Source organism: Paenibacillus durus (assembly GCF_000756615.1).
Lineage (GTDB): Bacteria > Bacillota > Bacilli > Paenibacillales > Paenibacillaceae > Paenibacillus_AQ > Paenibacillus_AQ durus.
Genome location: NZ_CP009288.1, coordinates 3,450,695 through 3,470,499 on the forward strand (window position 1 = coordinate 3,450,695; position 19,805 = coordinate 3,470,499).

Genomic DNA, 19,805 nt, shown 5'->3' on the forward strand with positions numbered 1-19,805 from the left:
CCTTTTTAAAAAGCAAAAGGCCGGACCTACAACCTGTATACAGGTGTTGGGTCCGGCCTCTGGCGATCCAGTCAGCTTCGTTAAAATCCATACTTTGTTTATCGGAATTATTTAATTTACATCCTAAATGATTGCCTGCTGAACTGTCAATCATTCATCTTACACTGTCAACAAGCTGTAATAAATAAAATACATTTTCAGAAAAAGAAACAAATTTCACAGACAAATGTCGCTGGTTGTATGAATAACTTCTGCACCGCGTGCAGCTCCCAACGCGCGGTGGGGCGATACGTGGTGGCAGTCAACCACACGCCTAAATTATTTTCCCCGCTTGTTGTGCCAGATCAATGCATGCAGTTGAGGGAGAACACGGGCGGCGTTCATCTCTGGATCGACAATCACTTTCTCAAACAGCCACTCCAGCTTGTTCAAGAGACGCGCCGATATGTCGCCTTCTTCCGTGACATTATCGTTCCCTGGCTGGAGGAAGAACGGAACATCCGGATAACGGTGATGAACCTGGGCCGCGTACTTGTAGTCTTCGTCATCAAAGACGACGACCTTCAAGCTGTGGCCACCCTTCCCGCTTGTGCGAACCCGCGCCATAATGCTGTCCAGCACTTCCCAATCAGTCGGCATCCCCGAGCTTGGCGGCTTCGGACTGATGGTAAGAGCATCCACCTCCATGAACCAGTCCTGCCAGCGGCTGCCCTGGGTTTCAATCGCGGCCTTGATGCCGCGTTCATGAAGAAGGCCGATCAGCTCGGACAGTCCCTCGCCGATCAACGCCGGATTGCCGCCAGATATCGTCACACAGTCGAAACGGTCGCCTCCAAGCTCCGTCAGACCGGACATAATCTCTTCGGCGTCCATCATGACCCTCTTGTCTTTACCGGTTCCGTCCCAGGTAAAGGCGGAATCGCACCAGGCGCAGCGGTAATCGCAGCCGTAGGTGCGGACGAACATCGTCTTGACGCCGATGACCGCCCCTTCTCCCTGGATCGTCGGCCCGAACATTTCGATTACCGGAATTTTGGCGCTCATAGATCGCAGCCTCCATACAACCGGTAAGACGGACCTTCTTCGGGGATGTCTGCGGCAAGGACCTCAGCCCAAGCGCTCGGCGTCTCCCACAGCTTGACGGAATACACCGGAAGGCCGCTCGTCTTCAGTGTATAGGCGATGTAGCTGGCCAGATTCTCAGCCGTCGTACGGAAAGACAGCACCGCCGTCTTCGAGCCGCTCGTCTTAAGGGCCTCCAGAACGGGCTCGTCGCCTTTGGCGAGAAAAGCATGGTCCAGCCGGTCGACAACTCGTTCCTTCACCAGCTCTTTAATATCGCCGAAATCGACGACGAAGCCTTCATCGGAACGCCCCTCTTCTGCGACCGGCTTGCCTTTCAGCACAACCTCCAGCTTATACGTGTGCCCATGAACGTTGGCGCATTTCCCTTTATGCCCTACCAGTTGATGCGCCGCGTCGAACGAGAAGATTTTACATACCGAAACCTCATGCAGCATTAGCGGCCCACCGTCTTTCTGATCGCTTCATACTGCTTCAGGCCGCGATTTCGCAGCTGGCAGGCCGGACACTCGCCGCAGCCGCTTCCCTTGATCCCGTTGTAGCAGGTCAGCGTATGCTCGCGGATATAGTCAAACTGGCCGAGCTCGTCGGCCATCTGCCATGTTTCTTTTTTGTCCAGCCACATAAGCGGGGTATGAATAACGAATTCGTAATCCATCGACAGATTAAGCGTAACATTCAGCGACTTCACGAAGACATCCCGGCAGTCCGGGTAGCCGCTGAAATCCGTCTGGCATACGCCTGTAACAATATGGTTGTACGAGAACTGCTTGGCCAGTATTGCCGAGAAAGACAGGAACAATAAATTCCGCCCGTCGACAAATGTGCTCGGAAGCTCCCCGTCCTCTCCCGCCTTAATCTCAATATCCCCGCGGGTCAGAGCGTTCGGCGCAAGCTGGTTCAGCAAGCCCAGATCCAGAATATGCTGCTTCACATTGAAATGGGCGGCGATTTCCTTGGCGACTTCAATTTCGGCCGCATGCCGCTGATTATAGTTAAAGGTCACGACCTGCACTTCTTCAAACTGCTTCAATGCCCATACCAGACATGTTGTGCTGTCCTGTCCGCCGCTGAAGACGACCATCGCTTTTTTGTTCATGCTCGAATCTCTCCTTATCGGTTGTCGATTGTCTCCGGGTACAAATCATGATTCAGCAGCCGGTGCTCGGCCATTGCTTCATATTTGGTTCCCGGACGGCCATAGTTGCAGTAAGGATCGATGGAAATGCCGCCGCGTGGGGTGAACTTGCCCCATACCTCGATATAGCGCGGGTCCATCAGCTTGATCAGATCGTTCATGATGATGTTGACGCAGTCTTCATGAAAATCACCGTGATTGCGGAAGCTGAACAGATACAGCTTGAGCGATTTGGACTCGACCATCTTGATCTCGGGAATATACGAAATATACAGGGTGGCAAAATCGGGCTGGCCGGTCACTGGGCACAGGCTCGTAAATTCCGGACAGTTGAACTTTACAAAATAATCCCGGCCCGGATGCTTGTTATCGAACGTCTCCAGCACTTCGGGCGCGTAACCGAACTTATACTGCGTCCCCTGGTTGCCCAGCAGCGTAACGTCCGGCATTTCTTCTTTCAATCTTCCTTCGGACATAACAAAAAATCCCTCTCTTTTCCTTCGGCATTCTCCGCCGGTATTCGGAAAGAAGAACGAGATTTCATCAAACCTGATCCATGTTGACTAAGAACGTGAAAAATGGACATACCCATCTTCGGGCATATCGGATCTTAGTTTTTTATAGAGGGAGTTTGCGAACCTCTCCTGCGAAAAACCCGCAGATTTTCTTCTTCAATTATTCTTTATGCGTCTAGAACTATACCACAGGAAGCGCCGGTTAGACAAGACACGCAAACGGCTCACCGACGGCGGAAAGCGCCATTGATGAGCCGCATTATGTTTAGGCCGGAGAACGAGCCGCAGGAGCCTGATACTGTTCTTTCTGATTATGACCGAATTTCCTGCAAACGGCGTTTGCTTTGGAAAACTTTTAGGTGTCCCGGCTTGTAGCGTCTCAGACGCAATGAGTTAAACAGGACGGACAGGGAGCTTAAGGCCATGGCGCCGGCAGCCACCACCGGATTTAGGTAGCCTGCGGCTGCCAAAGGAATTGCCAGCAGGTTATAGATGAAGGCCCAGAACAGATTCTCCTTGATAATGGTCATGGTCTTGATCGAAAGATGGATCGCGGATGGAATAGCGAGAAGGTTGTCTTTTAGCAGCACAATGTCCCCTGTCTCGATGGCCACATCTGTTCCCGATCCAATAGCAATGCCGATATCAGCCGTTGCCATGGCAGGGGCGTCATTGATCCCGTCTCCAATCATGGCCACAACCTTCCCTTTTTGCTTCAGCCGCTCAACCTCCTGCGCCTTACTCTCCGGAAGGACCTCCGCTACCACATGCTGAATTCCCAATTGCGCGGCTATAGCTTCGGCCGTCCGGCGGTTGTCGCCTGTAAGCATATGCAGTTCAAGTCCCATTTGCTTTAGCTCGGCAACAGCCTCAAGCGCCCCTTCCCTAAGCTCATCTGCTAATCCTGCCACAGCTTCCAGCACCCGGTCGATAGCTATGAACACGGTCGTCTTCCCGCTTTGACGAAGCCGCTCCGAAGCCTGGCCGTCGAACCGCTCCAGATCCACGCCGTACCCGGCAAGGAACAGCGGCGAACCTACCAGCACCTCGGCCCCGTCTACAAAAGCGCAAACCCCTTTTCCCGGAACAGCGAAAAAGGTTGCAGGTTCGGGTATGCCCTCCGGGAACCGAGCCGCTCCGGCTTCATAGATAGCCTGACCCAAAGGATGCTCCGACCGTTTCTCCGCAGCGGCGGCCAAGAACAGGATACGGTCCTGGCTTAATGAACGGTCTGCGCCTCCCGTCGCAATAAGATCGGTCAAATGCGGTTTGCCGGATGTCAGCGTTCCGGTTTTATCAAAGACCACCGTCGTAATCTTTCCCGCCCGCTCCAACTGCTCACCGTTTTTGACGAGAATCCCGTTTTGAGCGCCTCTGCCCATGCCGGCCATAATGGCGGTAGGGGTAGCCAGCCCAAGGGCGCACGGGCAGGATACAACCAGCACCGCTACCGCGTTGATCAATGCCAGGTCCAGTAAAAATACCGTTCCCCCGTAAATCACCCAGTACCAAATCGAAAACGTTATTAATGAAGCAAGCAGGACGAAAGGGACGAAATAGGTCGCCACCTTGTCGGCTATTTTCTGAATGGGCGCTTTACTGTTCTGAGCCGCCTCCGTCATTTGTACGATTCGGGCAAGGAAGGTTTCCCCTCCCACCTTGGTTGCCCGGAATTTGAAAGTTCCATGCTGGTTGAAGGAAGAACCGATGACGGTATCGTGTTCCCCTTTTTGCACCGGAGTGCTTTCCCCTGTGAGCATGGATTCGTCCACAAACGAGCTTCCTTCCGTCACGATGCCGTCCACCGGTATTTTCTCGCCCGGGCGAACGATGACAACATCCCCCACCTGCACTTCGGCTATAGGCAGATCCTGTTCCTCCCCACCCCGGACAACGCGGGCCGACTTGGCCTCCAGTTCCATCAAAGCGCGAATGGCGCTGGAGGTTCTTCCCTTGGCTACCGCTTCCAGATATTTTCCAAGGAGAATCAGGGTAATGATTACGGTGGAGGCTTCAAAGTAAATATTTTGCATCCCGGCGATCACCAGGGTCTCTTTATATAGAACCGTATATAAGCTATAGCCGAACGCAGCGCTCGTTCCGAGCACGACCAGAATATCCATGGTAGCTTTTCTCGCTTTAAGGGAATAGAAGGCGTTCTTGTAATAAGGCCAGCCGATAATGAATTGTACGGGAGCGGCAAGCGCCAGCTGGATTTTCCAGTTATGCATCCATAGCATTTTTTGTCTGATGCTATCAAGAATTTGCGAGAACCACGTTTCCTGCTTCCCATAGATTACATCATGGCATAATCCAAGGCCTCCCAGCAGCATCGCTACAAAAAGCGGAAGGCTGAGCAGGACGGAAATCATAAGACGAGTCCTCAGCTTGTTCATTTCCCGCTGTCTGCCGCTGCGACGGCCATTTTCTTGTTCTTTTCCTTTGACGCCTGCTGAAAAGCCCAGGGATTCGATGACACGTACAGCCTCCGATAGATCGAGGGTCTCTTCCTCATATTCAACAAGCACTTTCTCTGTCGCATAACTGACCGATACGCTGTGGACCCCCTTCAACTTGCTAAGCGCCGCTTCTATGGTCATAGAGCATAGCGTACAGGTCATTCCGTATACACGAAGGGTAGCTTCCGCCATCCTGACCCCTCCTTCCTTGGTATGCATTGCTATGGTTTGATATCCTCTACGACAATAATGCTGCTCTTGATCATGCCCATCCCGCAGGTGTAGACAAACTCGCCCTTCACATTAGGTGTAAACCGGATTGTATTGTCTCCGGCATGAAGCTTCTGCTCGATCTTGAAGCCAAGAAGGCTTACGGTATTGTTGCAGCTATTCAAATCCTCTTCATCCACATAGAGATTCAACCTGACCGGAACTCCTTTCTGCACAACGATCTGCGGATAGCTGTCCTTTCCCGCCCGCGCTTCCACAACCTGTGTCTTGCCGTCCGGGGCCAGCTGAGCAATCACCGCATTGTCACTCCAATGATCGCTACCGTTAGCGAGGGAAATGCCGGTTAGGGCAAATCCTCTATTCAGCATGACCAGTCCCAGAACGATGACAATCAGTGCGCTTGCTTTTAGGACTCGCCCGGCGAACTTTTTGCTAAGCATTGGATGCACGGCTCCAAACAGGAAGAGCATGGGCACCGTCCCGAGGGAAAAGACCAGCATGGAAAGAGCTCCGTGAACGACGCTGCCTGTACCCAGAGCATACAGCTGCATAATCTGCAAAGGCCCGCAGGGCATGAACGCGCTCAGCAGCCCTACCGCAAACGGCCCGAGACGGGAAGCGCCGCTCTTAATAAGGTTGAACGCAAATGAGGGCATGCTCAGATTCACTCTGCGAAGCACCTTGAACAAACCAAGCAGATTGATCCCCATAATGATCATGAACAGTCCGCCGAGCAAAGGGATAATCCCCCGCCAGACACCGGAAAATTGGAACACCTGGCCAAGCCCGCCCGCGAGTCCGCCAAAAATCGTATAGGAAATCACTCGGCCTCCGTTATAGCGGATGGAGGGGGCGTAATGCCTAAAGCGGTCCAGCCTGCCGTGCCCGCTTCCGGTACGCACGGACTGGGCGATTGCGATGCCCCCGCACATTCCTGCGCAATGAAAGGAGGTTAGAACGCCAACTGTCAAAATCATGCCGTAACTTGCGTTCATGGTTAGCTGCGGCACGTTTTTCATCATGATAAGATTCTGGAACATGCTGAACGCTTCGGGATGCAGCAGGAGCAGTATATACGCCGCTATAATCGCTGCAGCCAGCGCTATGCTCCCTGTTCTTTTGTGAATGAGACGAATTTGCTGATGCTTCACGTTGTCGTGATTGGAATCCGTCAAGTGATGAGACATCGTTTCTCCTTTCCCGTTAGCCGGATAATGAAAAAAGAGGCGGAAACAACCCCCGCAAGGGATTGCATCTGCCTCTGGTATTTCCAGTCAACGTTAAACCTAGTTTTTTAATAGGAATTATGTAATTAAATTTACTATACAACATATTTTTCACTACGGTATAGCTTTTCCCTTTCAATTTGTAGCAACATTATGACATTCCGATTGACAGACTGCCGCATGACGATATAATAGTTCTATGACTATTGAACAACTTGCCGCTTCTGACGAACAACGTGTGCGCATCTTCAAGGCTTTGGCCGATCCTACCCGTCTGCAGATCATTCGGACCCTAAAGGGCAGCCGTACTGAACTGAACTGCGGAGAGATCGGAGAACGCTGCGAAGCTTCCAAATCGAACGCCTCATACCATTTCCGCACCCTGAGGGAGGCAGGGCTGATTCTTGTCCGAAAGGAAGCTCAGACCAAATACATACAGCTTCATTATGAGACATTCGACACTTATTTGCCCGGATTCCTGGATTCCCTGTGATCCGGTTTTTTATAGCTATATTGTTCAATAGTTATTTAACTAATGAAATAGGAGGCTTATTATGCAAAAATCAAGTTTGGCACTCTTCTTTCTGGTCATGTTCGCTATAGGCACGGATACCTTTCTGATCAGTCCCCTTCTTCCCGTCCTTAGGCATGAGTTTCATGTATCTACGGCAAGCTCGGGCTGGATGGTCAGCGCTTATGCTCTAGGCTATGCCTTATTTGCCCTGGTGGCGGGACCGATATCCGATCGGCTCAACCGTAAGCATGTTATGGTATTCGGGATGGCCGCATTCTCTATTTCCACGGGATTATGCGCCGCTGCTGCCGGCTTCTGGAGCATGGTCCTGTTCCGTTTTCTTGCCGGTGTCAGTGCGGCCGTCATATCCCCGCAAATCTGGGCGTCCATTCCTATCCTGCTTCCCAAGGACAAAATATTGCAGGGAATGGGCATTGCCACCGCCGGTCTCTCCATTGCCCAAATGCTGGGTCTGCCGCTTGGCAGCTTTTTCGCCGCCCGCGATTGGTCTCTTCCCTTTATCATCATCGGCTTGTTTTCTCTCCTGCTGACCTTGCTTCTCCTGTTCCTGCTGCCAGCTCTTCCGCCCCGCAGCCCATCGGGAAACCGTCTTTCTCTCCTGAAGCCATACTTCGGGCTGCTCTCTTCCCGGATTGCGGTTACCGCCTTTGCCGCCTATTTTATTTTTCAGATCGGCAATTTTGCCGCCTTCTCCTTTCTCGGCTCCTGGCTCTCCGGCGCTTTTGGAATGAATGTGGCTCAAATCGGCCAAGTCATGCTGTATCTGGGTGTCGGCAACATGCTTGGCAGCCTGTTCGGCAGCCGTCTTACTACGCGAATTGGCCGCTCTACAACGCTGCTGCTGGGTATTGCGGTGAATAGTGTCATGTTCCCGGTGCTCTCGCTGACACACAGTCTTTCGGGCATCAAGGCGGAACTGCTTGTCATCTTCGGCATTACCGGAATTCTGTTCCCTATTATGATAAGCATCCTTCAATCTTTGACGGACACTGCACGCGGAACGGTCTCGGCCCTGACGAACGCCCTGATGTATCTCGGAACTACAATTGGAGCTGCCGCGGCCGGGGGAATTTATCAGACTTCAGGCGTCTTTATGGCCGTTACTTTGGTAACTGCGCTCTCCTTTGTCCTCTCCGCCTTCCTCTTTCGAAAAAGTGGAGTCGCGGCATCTTAGATGGATTCAATTTGTTATAGCAGGGTAAATTACTGATTAAGACTGACAAAGCGGCAAAGGATGGGATCTTACGATGGAAGAACATGTGCAAATGTTGGCCGATTGGCTTAACGGGCATACGGGCGGAACGATTGTTATCGAAAAACAGGAGATGGAGGACCGCGACAAGGTTTATTTTAAGCTGGATCGTGTCGATTACCGGAATGCCGATGACGTCGTTGATCATTATCTGGACAACGCGCTGATCCTGCACGGCACGGGCAGCACGATGAACGCGGACGGCGACCTCGTCCCCCTGCCGCTACAGAGCTTCGAGATCGCTGTCACCGGCCTTGCCTTCGCTTCTGCGGATGAGAAAAGAGTACAAGCACAAACGGAACGGGCCAAATATACGTTTACGCTCGAGTAAGAACAAGCCAAAAAGCTGCGGGGAGCACTTCCCCGCAGCTTTTTTGAAAATAAAAATGTGAATAAGTTTACTATGTCCTGCTGCGCCTACCCGCCCGCCGCTGGCGTCGGGTAATGCATCCCTTTAAAGCTCTTCCCCGATGATCTTGACTTCCGTTTCGAGTTCAATGCCGAATTTATCCTTAACTGTCTCTCTTACATGCTGAATCAGACCGATATAATCGCTTGCCGTAGCGTTATCCGCATTAATGATGAATCCCGCATGCTTTTTCGATACTTCAGCTCCACCGATTCTTGTTCCCTGAAGTCCGCTTTCCTGAATCAATTGGCCTGCATACCGTCCCGGAGGACGTTTAAAGACACTGCCGCAAGAAGGGTATTCCAATGGCTGCTTGGATTCCCGCATTTCGGTCAGCTTATCCATCGAAGCCTTGATTTCATCGTAGTTTCCGGGCTTTAAGGCGAACCGGGCTTCCAAAATGAGATAATCTCCGCTTGAGAACACGCTGCTGCGGTACCCCCATTTCAGCTCATCGCCTTCAAGCACAGCCATCGCCCCGCTCTTGTCAACGACAAGCGCGCTCTGCAGCACATCCGCCACTTCCCCGCCGTATGCGCCGGCATTCATATAGAGTGCGCCCCCGACCGTGCCGGGGATGCCGCAGGCAAATTCCAGACCTGCCAGCTTGTGCTCCAAGGCGAAACGGGAGGTCTCAATAAACTGCGCTCCGCACTGGGCGATGATCACATCATGCTCCACGCTGATCCCGCTTAATCCGGACGTGTGCAGGACGATCCCGCGAACCCCTCCGTCTCTGATAATCACGTTCGATCCATTTCCTAATATGGTAAGCGTAATGCCTTGTTCGGCAGCATATGTAACGATCGCTTGAATTTCTTCGTAAGTCGAGGGTGATGCCAGAATGTCGGCCCTGCCGCCCATTTGAGTGAAGACATGCGGTTTGAGCGATTCATGGCTTTTAACTATTCCAGTCGGAACAAGCCTCTCCAGTTCTTCTTGAATTTTCCCGATATCCATGGGTCTGCTCCTTTATCTGTTTTGCATATGTCAGGCATCCCCAACTTTAACAACGAACAGGCTCCCTTGTCAATGATAAGGAGCCCTATAGATCGTTATTAAGTTTGCGGGACGGAGAGGTTCCTGGCAGATCAGGCCTCTGCTCCCGCAGCGCCAGGCTTTACTTTCGCCTTTTCAGACGGCCTTGCACTCTGCCAGGCTGTGAGGAAGGCACAGCGGCAATCCCGTCCGCGGGTCTTCGACAATATCCGCCTCGATGCCAAACACTTCGCGCAGCACCTCCGGCGTCATAACATCGACTGGTGCGCCTTCGCTGATTACGGTGCCCGATTTAATCGCTACCATATGATGCGCGTAGCGGGAGGCGTGATTCAAATCGTGAACGACCATGATAATCGTCCGGCCCTCCTGCTCGTTAAGCACCTGCAGGAGCTGCAGCACCTCAAGCTGATGCGCCATATCGAGGAATGTCGTGGGCTCGTCCAGGAATAAAATGTCCGTCTGCTGGGCCAGCGCCATAGCGATCCATGCGCGCTGCCGCTGGCCCCCGGACAACCGTTCGATCGGCCGGTCGCTGAAAGCTTGCATCCCCGTCACTTCAATGGCCGAGGAAATAATGTTCCGGTCCTCAGCGGTGAGCGTGCCGAAGCCCTTCTGATGGGGATAACGGCCGTAGCCTACAAGCTCAGAAACGGTTAGTCCGTCCGGAGCGGTCGGATTTTGGGGCAGAATGGCCAACTGGCGCGCGACCTCCTTGGTCGACTGAGTATGGATCGATTTGCCGTCAAGCAGCACTGTGCCGCTAGTCGGCTTCATCAGCCTGGCCATCGTTTTGAGGATTGTGGATTTACCCGAGCCGTTGGCGCCCACGAGAGCCGTGATTTTTCCGGTCGGAATCGACAGATTGAGATCTTTAACAATAATCGAATCCGCATAACCGATACTTAATTGAGCTGCATTCAAACGCTCCAACATCAGCTTCACTCCTTATGTCTAATGATGCATAACATGTCATTCTTCATTATTGCACCGAACGTTTACCTTGTTTGATTAAATGATATTGATTATCATTATCTTTGTCAACTTTAATATCAAGGGCGGTTTTGTCGTTTTTTTGTCCATAAGTAAGTAATAACGACTGCATCATCCTATTAAAGCACGCCATACGAAAAAAAAGCAGCCATCGGAGAAATTCTCCAACAGCAGCTTTCCGTTACCCGGTCTACCCGCCGGGTTATTTATTCAGATGATACGGCACCGTCGCAACGACGATATCCTTATTGTTCATCAGGTAAGTCCGGATAAAGACACTCGTCTGATTATGCAGGATAGCCTGCCACCAGTGCTTGGTGATAAATTGAGGGATCAGAACGGTAATATGGTCCGTCTCAGCGGTCTTCCATTCCACCGTATCGATAAATTTAACCAGCGGGCGCAAGACACTGCGGTACCGTGAACGAAGCACGATAAGACGCACTCCGGGGTCCCATTCCTCCCATTTCTGCTCCATCTTGCGAATCTCTTCCTCGTCAAAGCCGATGTATACGGCAACCACATTATCCGTCAGCGATTTCGCATAGCTGATTGAATTAAGCACCGCCCGGGTTACAGCGGATACCGGAATAACGATCGTACTTCCCTTGATCACCGGCTTATCCTTATCGAGCTGAATCCGAAGCTCATCGGCCGTATTCATAAAATGTCGGTGAATGCGGAAGAAGATGAGCATTACGATCGGAAGGAAAATAAAGGCTACCCATACGTTCGCGAATTTGGTGATGATAAAAATAAGCGTAATGGTAAGAGTTGTAAGCATACCAACCGTATTTACGGCAAATTTGCCTTGCCAGCCGGCCGGCTTCAGCTTGAACCAGCGCACCATCATACCGAGCTGGGACAGAGTGAAAGGGATAAATACGCCGACGGCATAAAGCGGAATCAGATTTCCGGTTTCACCGTGAAATGCCGCCACAAGCAGCGACGAAGCCACTCCGAGAAAAATAATACCGTTCGAGAAGCCAAGACGGTCGCCGCGAACCATAAAGGCATGGGGCAAATATTTATCTTTCGCCAGCATGAACGACAGCAGCGGGAAGGCCGAGTAAGCCGTATTAGCGGCCAGAAACAGGATTACGGCCGTTATCGCTTGAATGCCGTAATAGAGGACACCCCGTCCGAAGGTCGATTCGGCAATTTGAGAAACCACCGTTTCTTTTGTACTCGGGGTAATGCCGTACCAGTATGCCAGCAGCGTAATGCCGGTAAACATGAATCCCAGAATGAGTCCCATCATCATCAGTGTCTTGGCGGCATTCTTCTCCGCTGGAGCCTTAAAGTTCGGGATCGCATTGGATACAGCCTCGACCCCGGTCAGGGCCGAACAGCCGGAGCTGAAAGCCTTAAGAAGCAGGAACAGACTGACATTGGAAACAGCTGAGCCGATTTCGGGAACAGCGGCATGACCGCCGCCGACCGCGTATTTAACCAGTCCGGAAATGATCAAAACCACAATGGACAAGACGAACAAATATACCGGGATGGCAATGAAGGATGCCGATTCGGTAACACCGCGGAGGTTAATTATCGTCAGTATGATAATCACCGTAACCGCAATGGCCACTGAATGCTCGTGAAGGCTCGGAAATGCCGAGGTGATCGCATCCGTTCCGGCCGAGGCGCTTACGGCAACCGTCAGAATGTAGTCCACAAGCAGGGAACCACCGGCCAGAAGCCCTGTGGAAACGCCGAGATTATCCTTGGCTACAATATAGGCTCCCCCGCCTTGAGGATAAGAAAATATGGTCTGCCGGTAAGATAAAATCAGAATCGCCAGCAATCCCAGTACGGCGAGTGCAATCGGCAAAGAGTACCAGATGGCTGTAAAACCGGCAGCTACCAGCACGATCAAAATCTGCTCTGTTCCGTAAGCAACGGACGAAAGGGCATCTGACGATAGAACGGCGAGTGCCTTCAGCTTGGAAAGCTTTTCCTGGTCGAGTTCGGTCGATTTTCTGGGACGACCGATTAATAGTCGTTTTACTCTGCTTACCATTTTGGATACATTTCCTCTCTTTGGTGAGTTGAAGCGGTAGTACCGCGCGCCGTTTTCAGTCGTGGATTTTCAAAAATAAGGGCACAAAAATAAGCATGCGGAAATGACCGCATGCTTTTGCATGATCATTATCCCACTGTAGCTTACGAGGTTAGCTGGCGGATTCGGACTGTGGAAGCCCTACGGGCCGGATTGACTTAACCGGTACCGATTCACCCCGTCGACCATAACGGTCAGGTTGGTTCCCCCGTTTTTCCTAACTGGAAAATTCAGCGCATATTCAACTTCTCACAAGGTCTAATATTAGTCCATAAAGCGAGAGCCGTAAACAGTGAAAATAATGAAAAAGGAATGAAAAACCGACTAAATCACGCAAATTTCAAACATGATATGTTCATGTCGTTTATTCTCTTGTATTATCCCTTCAGCGCGGGTTTTTATGCCATTTACATGAAAAAACTTCTACTCTACCTGAGTGAACCCGTCCCCAGTTTCTTCGGAATTCTCTTCTGCGCTCTCTCTGCCGTTCCACAGCAATACAAAAATAAGCACAAAAGCCGTTAGCGCCAACAGCGGAATGGTGATAAAACCGAAAAAATTTAAATAATCCTTCGTACAAGGAACACCGATGCTACAAGGAACCACTGTGCCCAGCGCCGGAATTTTCTGTTCCGCGTAATGATACAGGGATATGCTTCCGCCTATCACGCATAACGGCAGCACATACGGAATAATCCGCTTGTCATTACGGTAGGTTGCGATACCCAGAAGAAAAACTTGAGGGTACATAAAAATCCGCTGGAACCAGCACAGCTTGCAGGGTTCGTATTTTAACACTTCGCTCAGGTAAAGGCTGCCTGCTACAGCGACCAAAGATACAAACCAGGCCAGATAGAGACAATGCCGCCTTAAGAAGGTGGAAAATGCGCTCATTCCGCTTCAGCCGCCTTTGCCGCTGATTCAATCTCTGCCGCAATCGCTCCAAGGTTAAAAGGATCACTGGCCCTTACACCGTTAATAAACAGCGATGGTGTACTTGTCACATGATTAGTTTTTGCAACCGCATTATCTCTTGCCAACTCATCCGCATATGTACGGTTTTGTATATCTTTGCGCAGAAGATCATAATCGATAGGGAGCTTTTCATTTTGCGCAAGCTCTACCAGGAAATCCTCGGTCGCCCACTCGGCATTCTCATCACCCTGGTTCGCATAGAGGGCATCGTAATAGGTCCAGAACGCTTCGCTATTCTGATGATAGACTGACAGCGCTGCAAGGGAAGCCGTCTTGGAATCAGGCCCGATAAAGGACATATTGACAAAATAAAGCGCCGCCTTCCCTGTCTCGATATACTCTTGCACAAGCAGAGGTTTGATGCCGACGGAGAACCGGGCGCAGGCCGGACATTTGAAATCGCCGAACTCTACCAGCTTGATCGGTGCATCCGCCTTGCCAAGTCTGGGAAGTTCATCATAATTAAACGATGCCGGACTGCCGGAGCCTCCTGGATTGCCTGTATTTTTGGTAGCCAATACAAAGAGACCGGCGAAAATAACGACTGCGATCAGGATTGTTCCGATTAATAGAATGCGGGTCTTCTTCTGCCTCTCCAGTTCGGCCTGGCGCCTTTCTTGCTTGATCTTGGAAGAGGAGGTCGTCCTGTTTTTCTTCGATTTGCTCAAGGTGGTATTTCCTTTCTGTCCAGATGGACCCGAATAATGAATTGATTGAAAGTTTAAAAGAAGGGTACCCCTAAAGCAACCGCTTCAGAGAGGTACCCTTCATGTAATGCCAGAACTATTAATCTTGCTTTCAGGCTCCCGCTTCTTCCGCCAGCGGCTCCATTTTCAGAAGCTTAATGCGGGAGATGCGCTTGTTATCCGTCTCTTCTACGATGAACAGATGGCTTCCGTACTCTACGAATTGCCCTTTATGCGGGGGATTGGCTTCCAGTCTGGAATACAACCAGCCGCCAATCGTGTCGTAATCTTCCGTTTCGAGCTGCATATCGAATCGGCTGTTCACCTCTTCAATAAGCAGCAGGCCGTCGAGAGAGTATTCCTCCTCGCCGATCTTCTCGATTTCCGGGCGCTCCTGGTCGAATTCGTCCTGGATTTCCCCGACGATCTCTTCCATAATGTCCTCGAGGGTGACCAGTCCTGAAGTTCCTCCGTATTCATCAATTAGAATCGCGATTTGCGTCTTTGCCTTTTGCATCGTTTTCAGCAGGGCGCTGATTTGGATCGACTCAGGCACCGTCAGAACCGGCCGAATCAATTCGTTAAGGTTCAACGCATTTTCCCTGATCATATCCTTCATATGAATAAATCCGATAATGTGGTCCTTATCGCCCTCGCATACCGGATAACGCGTCCGCATGCCTTCAAAAGCGATTTGTAAATTTTCCTGGACGGATGAATGAATGTTAAGAGAGATCATTTCCGTCCGTGGAATCATGATTTCCCTGGCCGTGGTGTCCGCAAATCCGAAAATATTGTCCACCAGGGCCATTTCGGTATTATCGATCAGTCCGCTCTTGTTGCTTTCCTGCATAATAATCCGGATCTCTTCCTCTGTATGCGCGGTCCCCATCTCGGAAACGGGCGCAAACTTGAACATTCGCAATATACCCTGCGCAAGTCCGTTCACCACCCAAATAAAGGGATACATCAGCTTGTAAAAGGCGCCGATCAGCCCTGCGGTCATCAGCAGCACCGTTTCGGCCTTGTTCACCGCGATGGTCTTCGGAGCCATTTCGCCAAGCACGATATGAAGGACGGTTATTAATAAAAAGGCAAGGATAACAGAACATACATGCACCGCCGCACTGCCCAGTCCGAATCCGGACAAAAGCGGTGACAGCAGCGCCGCGATGACAGGCTCTCCGAGCCAGCCCAGAGCCAGCGAAGCCAGCGTGATGCCGAGCTGGCAGGCCGATAGGTATGCGTCCATATTGCGGATGACGCCCTGCGCCGACAGCGCTCTTTTGCTGCCTTCCTCAGCCAGGGAATCGACCCGCCCTCCGCGCGCTTTTACCATCGCGTACTCCACAGAGACGAAAAATCCGTTTAACAGCACCAAAAGAATAATCAGACCAACTCTCAATAAACCGGGTAAAGGGTCGCTCAAGTTTTACTCCTACCCGTCGTTTTTGTCAGGCCGGCGGGTAGGCCCACCTCCTTCGTTTTTTCCAAATATTGACGTCCAACTTGGCAGCCATTCCTTTCGCTACATATTTCCCAATAGACTCAACTCCTTGCTTATTCCGGGTATAAAGATATTCATTATTATATAAATATATCCGGCATTCCCGCAAGCATGCGTATTCCTTTCGCAAACAGGCGAATTTATGCACAGTCCGGTTTACCTGAGGGTTGCTGAGGGTTGCTCGCGGAAAAGAAAAAGTCCCGCGCCGTTAGGCCGGGACCGGATTAGCTCTATTAACGGGTAACCGGAGGAGCGCCGATGACGCCCGGGTACTGGTACACAAGGGGCTGGTCAAAGGTTGCATAATCCAGGTTGACCATCAGCAGGATCGTGCGTTGGCCGGTAGTCGGATCACTGATAATGATGTGGTCCCGTCCCGCAGCCTCCAATACCCCTTTGAAGACTTTGGCGTTCCATTCGCTGTTATTCTCGTAGGTCATATAGAACGTGCCGACCTTGCCCAGGTTAAGCCGCAGGATATTTTCGATGTAAGATTGCTCGTAAGCGGGCAACGCCCCCGAGACAACAGCACCTGTGGGCGTCATCGCACCTCCGCTTGCTACCTGTGGGGGGACGCTTCCGGTTGCCGGCGTTCCGGAAGACATGCTTCCGTACGAATAAGTAACGGGACGATAGGGCTGCATAATCATGAATCAGAACCTCCTTATAATAGAAAAATCTTTTAGTAAACGGCTGGACAATCCCCTTGAGTGGGCCGGAAAAAGCAATGCGCTTTAAAACGGCCGGTATTCTGCTGGTTATACCAGGTGCCCGGGCAATTGCCGACGGGACGGAAGAACCAGAGGGCGTTTGAGGCGGGATGCGTTCTTTCACCGCCGATGACGCGTCTGGCGAGGCGGATGTCCCTATCCCTTGCGCGTTGATAGAAATAGCCTTTGGTCGTTGCTTCAAATCCGCCCGGACTCTGAAATACCATGTCGTTGACAGACCGGATGTTTCTAAAATCCAGACAGTTGCCCAGGATCCGGTTAACCCCGACATTCCCCACCATCAGCATGCCGAGATCCCCGTCTTCCTCCGCTTCCGCCCGCATTAGCCGGGCCAGAACTTTTTCCCCTTCCGAATTGGTCTTAATGACGGCCACGCGCTTTCCTCCTTCAACTTGTCGAGTTAGAGGCAGTCGTTCTGTATTGCACGATGTATTGTATGTGCGAACGCCCAAGTGGTGACTTTTACCTGCCACTTTTTTTGGAAGAACTGCATTCCGGCCGTATTTATGCCTATAAATGTAATATATCCCCTGAATCCGCATTACGGAAACAGAGGATATCAAAGTTGCTCTGCTTGAAAAACGTTTAAACTAGCGTTCTTCCATAAAAGAATAATGGGGTTCCCGCTTGAAACCATGATACCTGGTGCCTTGAAAGGTTAGACGCCCCCGGTCACGTTCGGCACTGACACCGTATTCGCTCCCGTTGACCTTGAACTCCACCCGATCCCCGTCTTCAAGTTCAAAGGTTAGATAGTAAATCATCACCGCACGGGAGATGCTGCTCTCATCCGGAGGCTTTTGTCTGATCTCGCTGCGCTTGGCCACTATGCAGGCAGGGACGGTAAGTACAGGCATACGGTTGTTCCTGAACCATCCAAGCAGTCCTCTCCCGGCTGACAGGGCGATTATGCCTGCCATCACGACAATAAAAATCGGCAATACCGTTCCGGCAAAATCAAACATCCAGGATGGGTCCGGCCCCAAATTCATAGCGATTCCCCCTCGCCTCCCGTATTCCGCCCGCAATTCAACCGGCCAACCCGGGCTTCCCTACATTATATGCCTATACTTTTGCGGCATACTTAATGCCTAAGACATATACGATTACAGCGAGGATTCTGCTAAAACTAAAAGACCGCACGCTCTCCCGGATTTCAGGAAAACTTGCGGTCTTAAACCTTGGGTCCAATGATTAGATTATGCATGCACCAGGTTCAAGAAGTTTTTGGTTTCATCTTCTTGCTCCGGAATCATGCCGTTCTCAGCCCAGCAGGCTCTGCATTGTTCTTCAGTCTGGCATTGGTGGGCATCTTCACAGGTGTAGCACAGCTGCAAAAGGTTTTTGGTTACAAAATCCGTTTCAAATGTTTTCATTATAATCTCTCCTGTCGATCAGTTAGTTTGTGAAAAAATGAACTTACTTTCTATGTGTTAAATATATCACAGGGTATTTGATGATAATGTGATTTTTTTCACATTTAAAAGAAAATTTTAAATAATTTTTGCATTGTTTATTTTAGATTATTTAAAAAGCGCGCGACTCCCTATCTTCTCGGATTAGGACCGCACGCCTTCTTTACTCTACGCGCCAATTGACACCGCCATTCGTTGTTTGCAAAAGAATCGACCGCTTGTTATCACTCTTTTCGATCAGCAGCCAACCGACCTCTTTCGAGATAAATTGGAGCTTGACGATCTCCGGATACTCGGTAAGCTTAGACTGAAGCACAACGCTGGGCGGGAGTGCTTTCCAATCTTTACCTTGGTTCGTCGTGTGGTATAAAAGATTCCCATTCAGCATCCAGCCAAGGCCCGCATCCAGGAAGGTCGGAGGCACATCCTCATTCTTTCCAGTCCGGACGCCCAGATGAAGCGGATAATAAATCCATGTTCTCCCTCCATCCATCGTGAATAAGCCGTCATAGAATGTCCCATCGACGCCCTTCTTGCTGCCTGCCACCGGTATCCATCCGCTATTCATGCCGAAAAATTCGGGTTGTCCCAGCTTAACATTATCATAATTCTTGAAAGCGTCGGCTGGGGCAAAGGCGCTATCTTCCTGCCAGCTGGCTCCGCTGTCCAGGGTATGATATAGCTTTGGGGTCTTGGATTTATTCAGTGTGACCAGACCATGCTCGCGATCCCGAAATACCAAACCGCCAGTAACGCCAGCTACCGGAATCGCTTGATGGAGGGATTTCGGAGAATATTGATCATTTTGCATAACAGTGTTCCAGGTTGCTCCACCATCTTCTGTCATATACAGCGCCTTGCTCTCCCCGCTCCCCTCAGAGTCCCAGGTAGCCAAAAGCCAGCCTTTTAAGGGAGAAGCGAAATATACGGATGAAATCCTGCCGCCTTGATTGAGAGAAGAAATTTTCCAGCTCTTTCCCCCATCCTTGGTCCGCAGAACAGTGGTTTCCATCATTCCAAAGGCCTGCCGTATAATCCAGCCGTTCCCGGGGTCCGTGAAAAAGATGTCCTGCCCGTAAACGGGATTGGATGAGAACTGGACGGTGGACGCTGGAGAAATATTGGTCCACGTCTGTCCGCTATCCCGGGTTAAATACAACCGCAATGCATTTTTGGTTACGCCCCAGGCCAGTCCCTCCGACTCGCTGAGCAGCTGAAAGTCGGTAAGCCGTGTCTGGATTTGGTATTTGGACTTTTTTGCAGAATAGATGTTGCCCGCATCCGGCGTGATCAGGGTAATCGTCTGCCCCTCCTCAGGCGGCTCCGTCGGCTTCGGCTGCGGCTTCGTTTCCGGCGGGGGAGACGAACAGGATGCCACGGTCAGCGCAGCCAGCAGAACGGTGAATAACTTTCTATAATGTTTCAGGCGTACAGCCGGAACAGGCAATGCTCTCTCTCCTTTCGGCGTTGATAGAAGTATCCTCGTCTGATTATACGCTTCCCGTAACACCAACAGCAAATATGCTTTGATGCCCTAAAGCGGCCCGAAATGGTCTAACTGCCCGCTGCGGTATTCTCTAACACTTCCACCC

General features: G+C 51.1%; 20 protein-coding genes and 2 riboswitches. Of the genes, 3 read left to right on the plus strand and 17 right to left on the minus strand.

Annotated elements, in window-relative coordinates; genetic code table 11:
• Positions 1-318: 318 nt before the first annotated feature.
• The 6 genes from queE to PDUR_RS14615 all read right to left on the minus strand — a co-directional run bounded on the left by queE (position 319) and on the right by PDUR_RS14615 (position 6,613).
• Complete coding sequence (gene queE, locus PDUR_RS14590) at positions 319-1,044, minus strand: 7-carboxy-7-deazaguanine synthase QueE (RefSeq protein WP_042206908.1); 726 nt, start codon at positions 1,042-1,044, stop codon at positions 319-321.
• Positions 1,041-1,520: a 6-carboxytetrahydropterin synthase QueD gene (queD, locus tag PDUR_RS14595; protein ID WP_042206909.1), complete on the minus strand. Its 480-nt coding sequence runs from the start codon at positions 1,518-1,520 to the stop codon at positions 1,041-1,043. The genes queE and queD overlap by 4 nt, the downstream gene beginning before the upstream one ends.
• Positions 1,520-2,182, minus strand: coding sequence for a 7-cyano-7-deazaguanine synthase QueC (queC, locus tag PDUR_RS14600; protein WP_042206910.1), 663 nt, complete (start codon positions 2,180-2,182; stop codon positions 1,520-1,522). Before queC ends, queD begins: the two co-directional genes overlap by 1 nt.
• Before the next feature lie 14 nt (positions 2,183-2,196).
• Positions 2,197-2,697 (minus strand): preQ(1) synthase, encoded by a 501-nt coding sequence (gene queF / locus PDUR_RS14605; protein WP_025335111.1) that lies wholly within the window; start codon positions 2,695-2,697, stop codon positions 2,197-2,199.
• 133 nt (positions 2,698-2,830) lie between these two features.
• A riboswitch (PreQ1 riboswitch) is annotated at positions 2,831-2,869 on the minus strand.
• Between the two features lie 178 nt (positions 2,870-3,047).
• Entirely contained in the window at positions 3,048-5,387 is a 2,340-nt protein-coding gene (locus tag PDUR_RS14610) for a heavy metal translocating P-type ATPase (RefSeq protein WP_042206911.1), read from the minus strand.
• 29 nt (positions 5,388-5,416) lie between these two features.
• A complete protein-coding gene (locus tag PDUR_RS14615; RefSeq protein ID WP_052410233.1) occupies positions 5,417-6,613 on the minus strand; it encodes a sulfite exporter TauE/SafE family protein in 1,197 nt (398 codons plus the stop codon).
• Positions 6,614-6,851: 238 nt separating this feature from the next.
• On the opposite strand from PDUR_RS14615, the gene PDUR_RS14620 reads away from it, so the two are divergent.
• The 3 genes from PDUR_RS14620 to PDUR_RS14630 all read left to right on the plus strand — a co-directional run bounded on the left by PDUR_RS14620 (position 6,852) and on the right by PDUR_RS14630 (position 8,770).
• On the plus strand, positions 6,852-7,145 hold the full coding sequence (locus PDUR_RS14620; RefSeq protein WP_025698635.1) for an ArsR/SmtB family transcription factor: 294 nt from the start codon (positions 6,852-6,854) through the stop codon (positions 7,143-7,145).
• A gap of 61 nt (positions 7,146-7,206) precedes the next feature.
• Entirely contained in the window at positions 7,207-8,361 is a 1,155-nt protein-coding gene (locus tag PDUR_RS14625) for an MFS transporter (protein WP_042206912.1), read from the plus strand.
• A gap of 73 nt (positions 8,362-8,434) precedes the next feature.
• Positions 8,435-8,770 carry a protein YmzB gene (locus PDUR_RS14630; protein ID WP_042206913.1) on the plus strand — a complete coding sequence of 112 codons (336 nt, stop codon included), beginning with the start codon at positions 8,435-8,437 and terminating at the stop codon, positions 8,768-8,770.
• Between the two features lie 123 nt (positions 8,771-8,893).
• Here the strand turns inward: PDUR_RS14630 and murB are convergent, their stop codons facing one another.
• From murB to PDUR_RS14680, 11 genes are all read right to left on the minus strand, one after another.
• A complete protein-coding gene (gene murB / locus PDUR_RS14635; RefSeq protein WP_042206914.1) occupies positions 8,894-9,808 on the minus strand; it encodes a UDP-N-acetylmuramate dehydrogenase in 915 nt (304 codons plus the stop codon).
• 174 nt (positions 9,809-9,982) lie between these two features.
• On the minus strand, positions 9,983-10,783 hold the full coding sequence (locus tag PDUR_RS14640; protein ID WP_407944234.1) for an ABC transporter ATP-binding protein: 801 nt from the start codon (positions 10,781-10,783) through the stop codon (positions 9,983-9,985).
• Between the two features lie 259 nt (positions 10,784-11,042).
• Positions 11,043-12,860 (minus strand): APC family permease, encoded by a 1,818-nt coding sequence (locus tag PDUR_RS14645; RefSeq protein ID WP_042206915.1) that lies wholly within the window; start codon positions 12,858-12,860, stop codon positions 11,043-11,045.
• A gap of 125 nt (positions 12,861-12,985) precedes the next feature.
• A riboswitch (cyclic di-AMP (ydaO/yuaA leader) is annotated at positions 12,986-13,145 on the minus strand.
• 177 nt (positions 13,146-13,322) lie between these two features.
• Positions 13,323-13,793 carry a disulfide oxidoreductase gene (locus PDUR_RS14650; RefSeq protein ID WP_042206916.1) on the minus strand — a complete coding sequence of 157 codons (471 nt, stop codon included), beginning with the start codon at positions 13,791-13,793 and terminating at the stop codon, positions 13,323-13,325.
• Complete coding sequence (locus PDUR_RS14655; protein WP_042206917.1) at positions 13,790-14,542, minus strand: DsbA family protein; 753 nt, start codon at positions 14,540-14,542, stop codon at positions 13,790-13,792. Before PDUR_RS14655 ends, PDUR_RS14650 begins: the two co-directional genes overlap by 4 nt.
• A 130-nt stretch (positions 14,543-14,672) precedes the next feature.
• The gene (locus tag PDUR_RS14660; RefSeq protein WP_042206918.1) at positions 14,673-15,989 is read right to left on the minus strand and encodes a hemolysin family protein; all 1,317 of its coding nucleotides are present in this window, start codon (positions 15,987-15,989) and stop codon (positions 14,673-14,675) included.
• A gap of 311 nt (positions 15,990-16,300) precedes the next feature.
• Complete coding sequence (gene gerQ, locus PDUR_RS14665) at positions 16,301-16,672, minus strand: spore coat protein GerQ (protein WP_407944317.1); 372 nt, start codon at positions 16,670-16,672, stop codon at positions 16,301-16,303.
• A gap of 77 nt (positions 16,673-16,749) precedes the next feature.
• The gene (locus PDUR_RS14670) at positions 16,750-17,172 is read right to left on the minus strand and encodes a cell wall hydrolase (RefSeq protein WP_042206920.1); all 423 of its coding nucleotides are present in this window, start codon (positions 17,170-17,172) and stop codon (positions 16,750-16,752) included.
• A 216-nt stretch (positions 17,173-17,388) separates the two neighbouring features.
• Positions 17,389-17,790: a DUF2500 domain-containing protein gene (locus PDUR_RS14675; protein ID WP_081949531.1), complete on the minus strand. Its 402-nt coding sequence runs from the start codon at positions 17,788-17,790 to the stop codon at positions 17,389-17,391.
• A gap of 207 nt (positions 17,791-17,997) precedes the next feature.
• Positions 17,998-18,174, minus strand: coding sequence for a hypothetical protein (locus PDUR_RS29175; protein ID WP_169733350.1), 177 nt, complete (start codon positions 18,172-18,174; stop codon positions 17,998-18,000).
• A 202-nt stretch (positions 18,175-18,376) separates the two neighbouring features.
• A complete protein-coding gene (locus PDUR_RS14680) occupies positions 18,377-19,660 on the minus strand; it encodes a VPS10 domain-containing protein (protein ID WP_052410234.1) in 1,284 nt (427 codons plus the stop codon).
• Between the last annotated feature and the right edge of the window lie 145 nt (positions 19,661-19,805).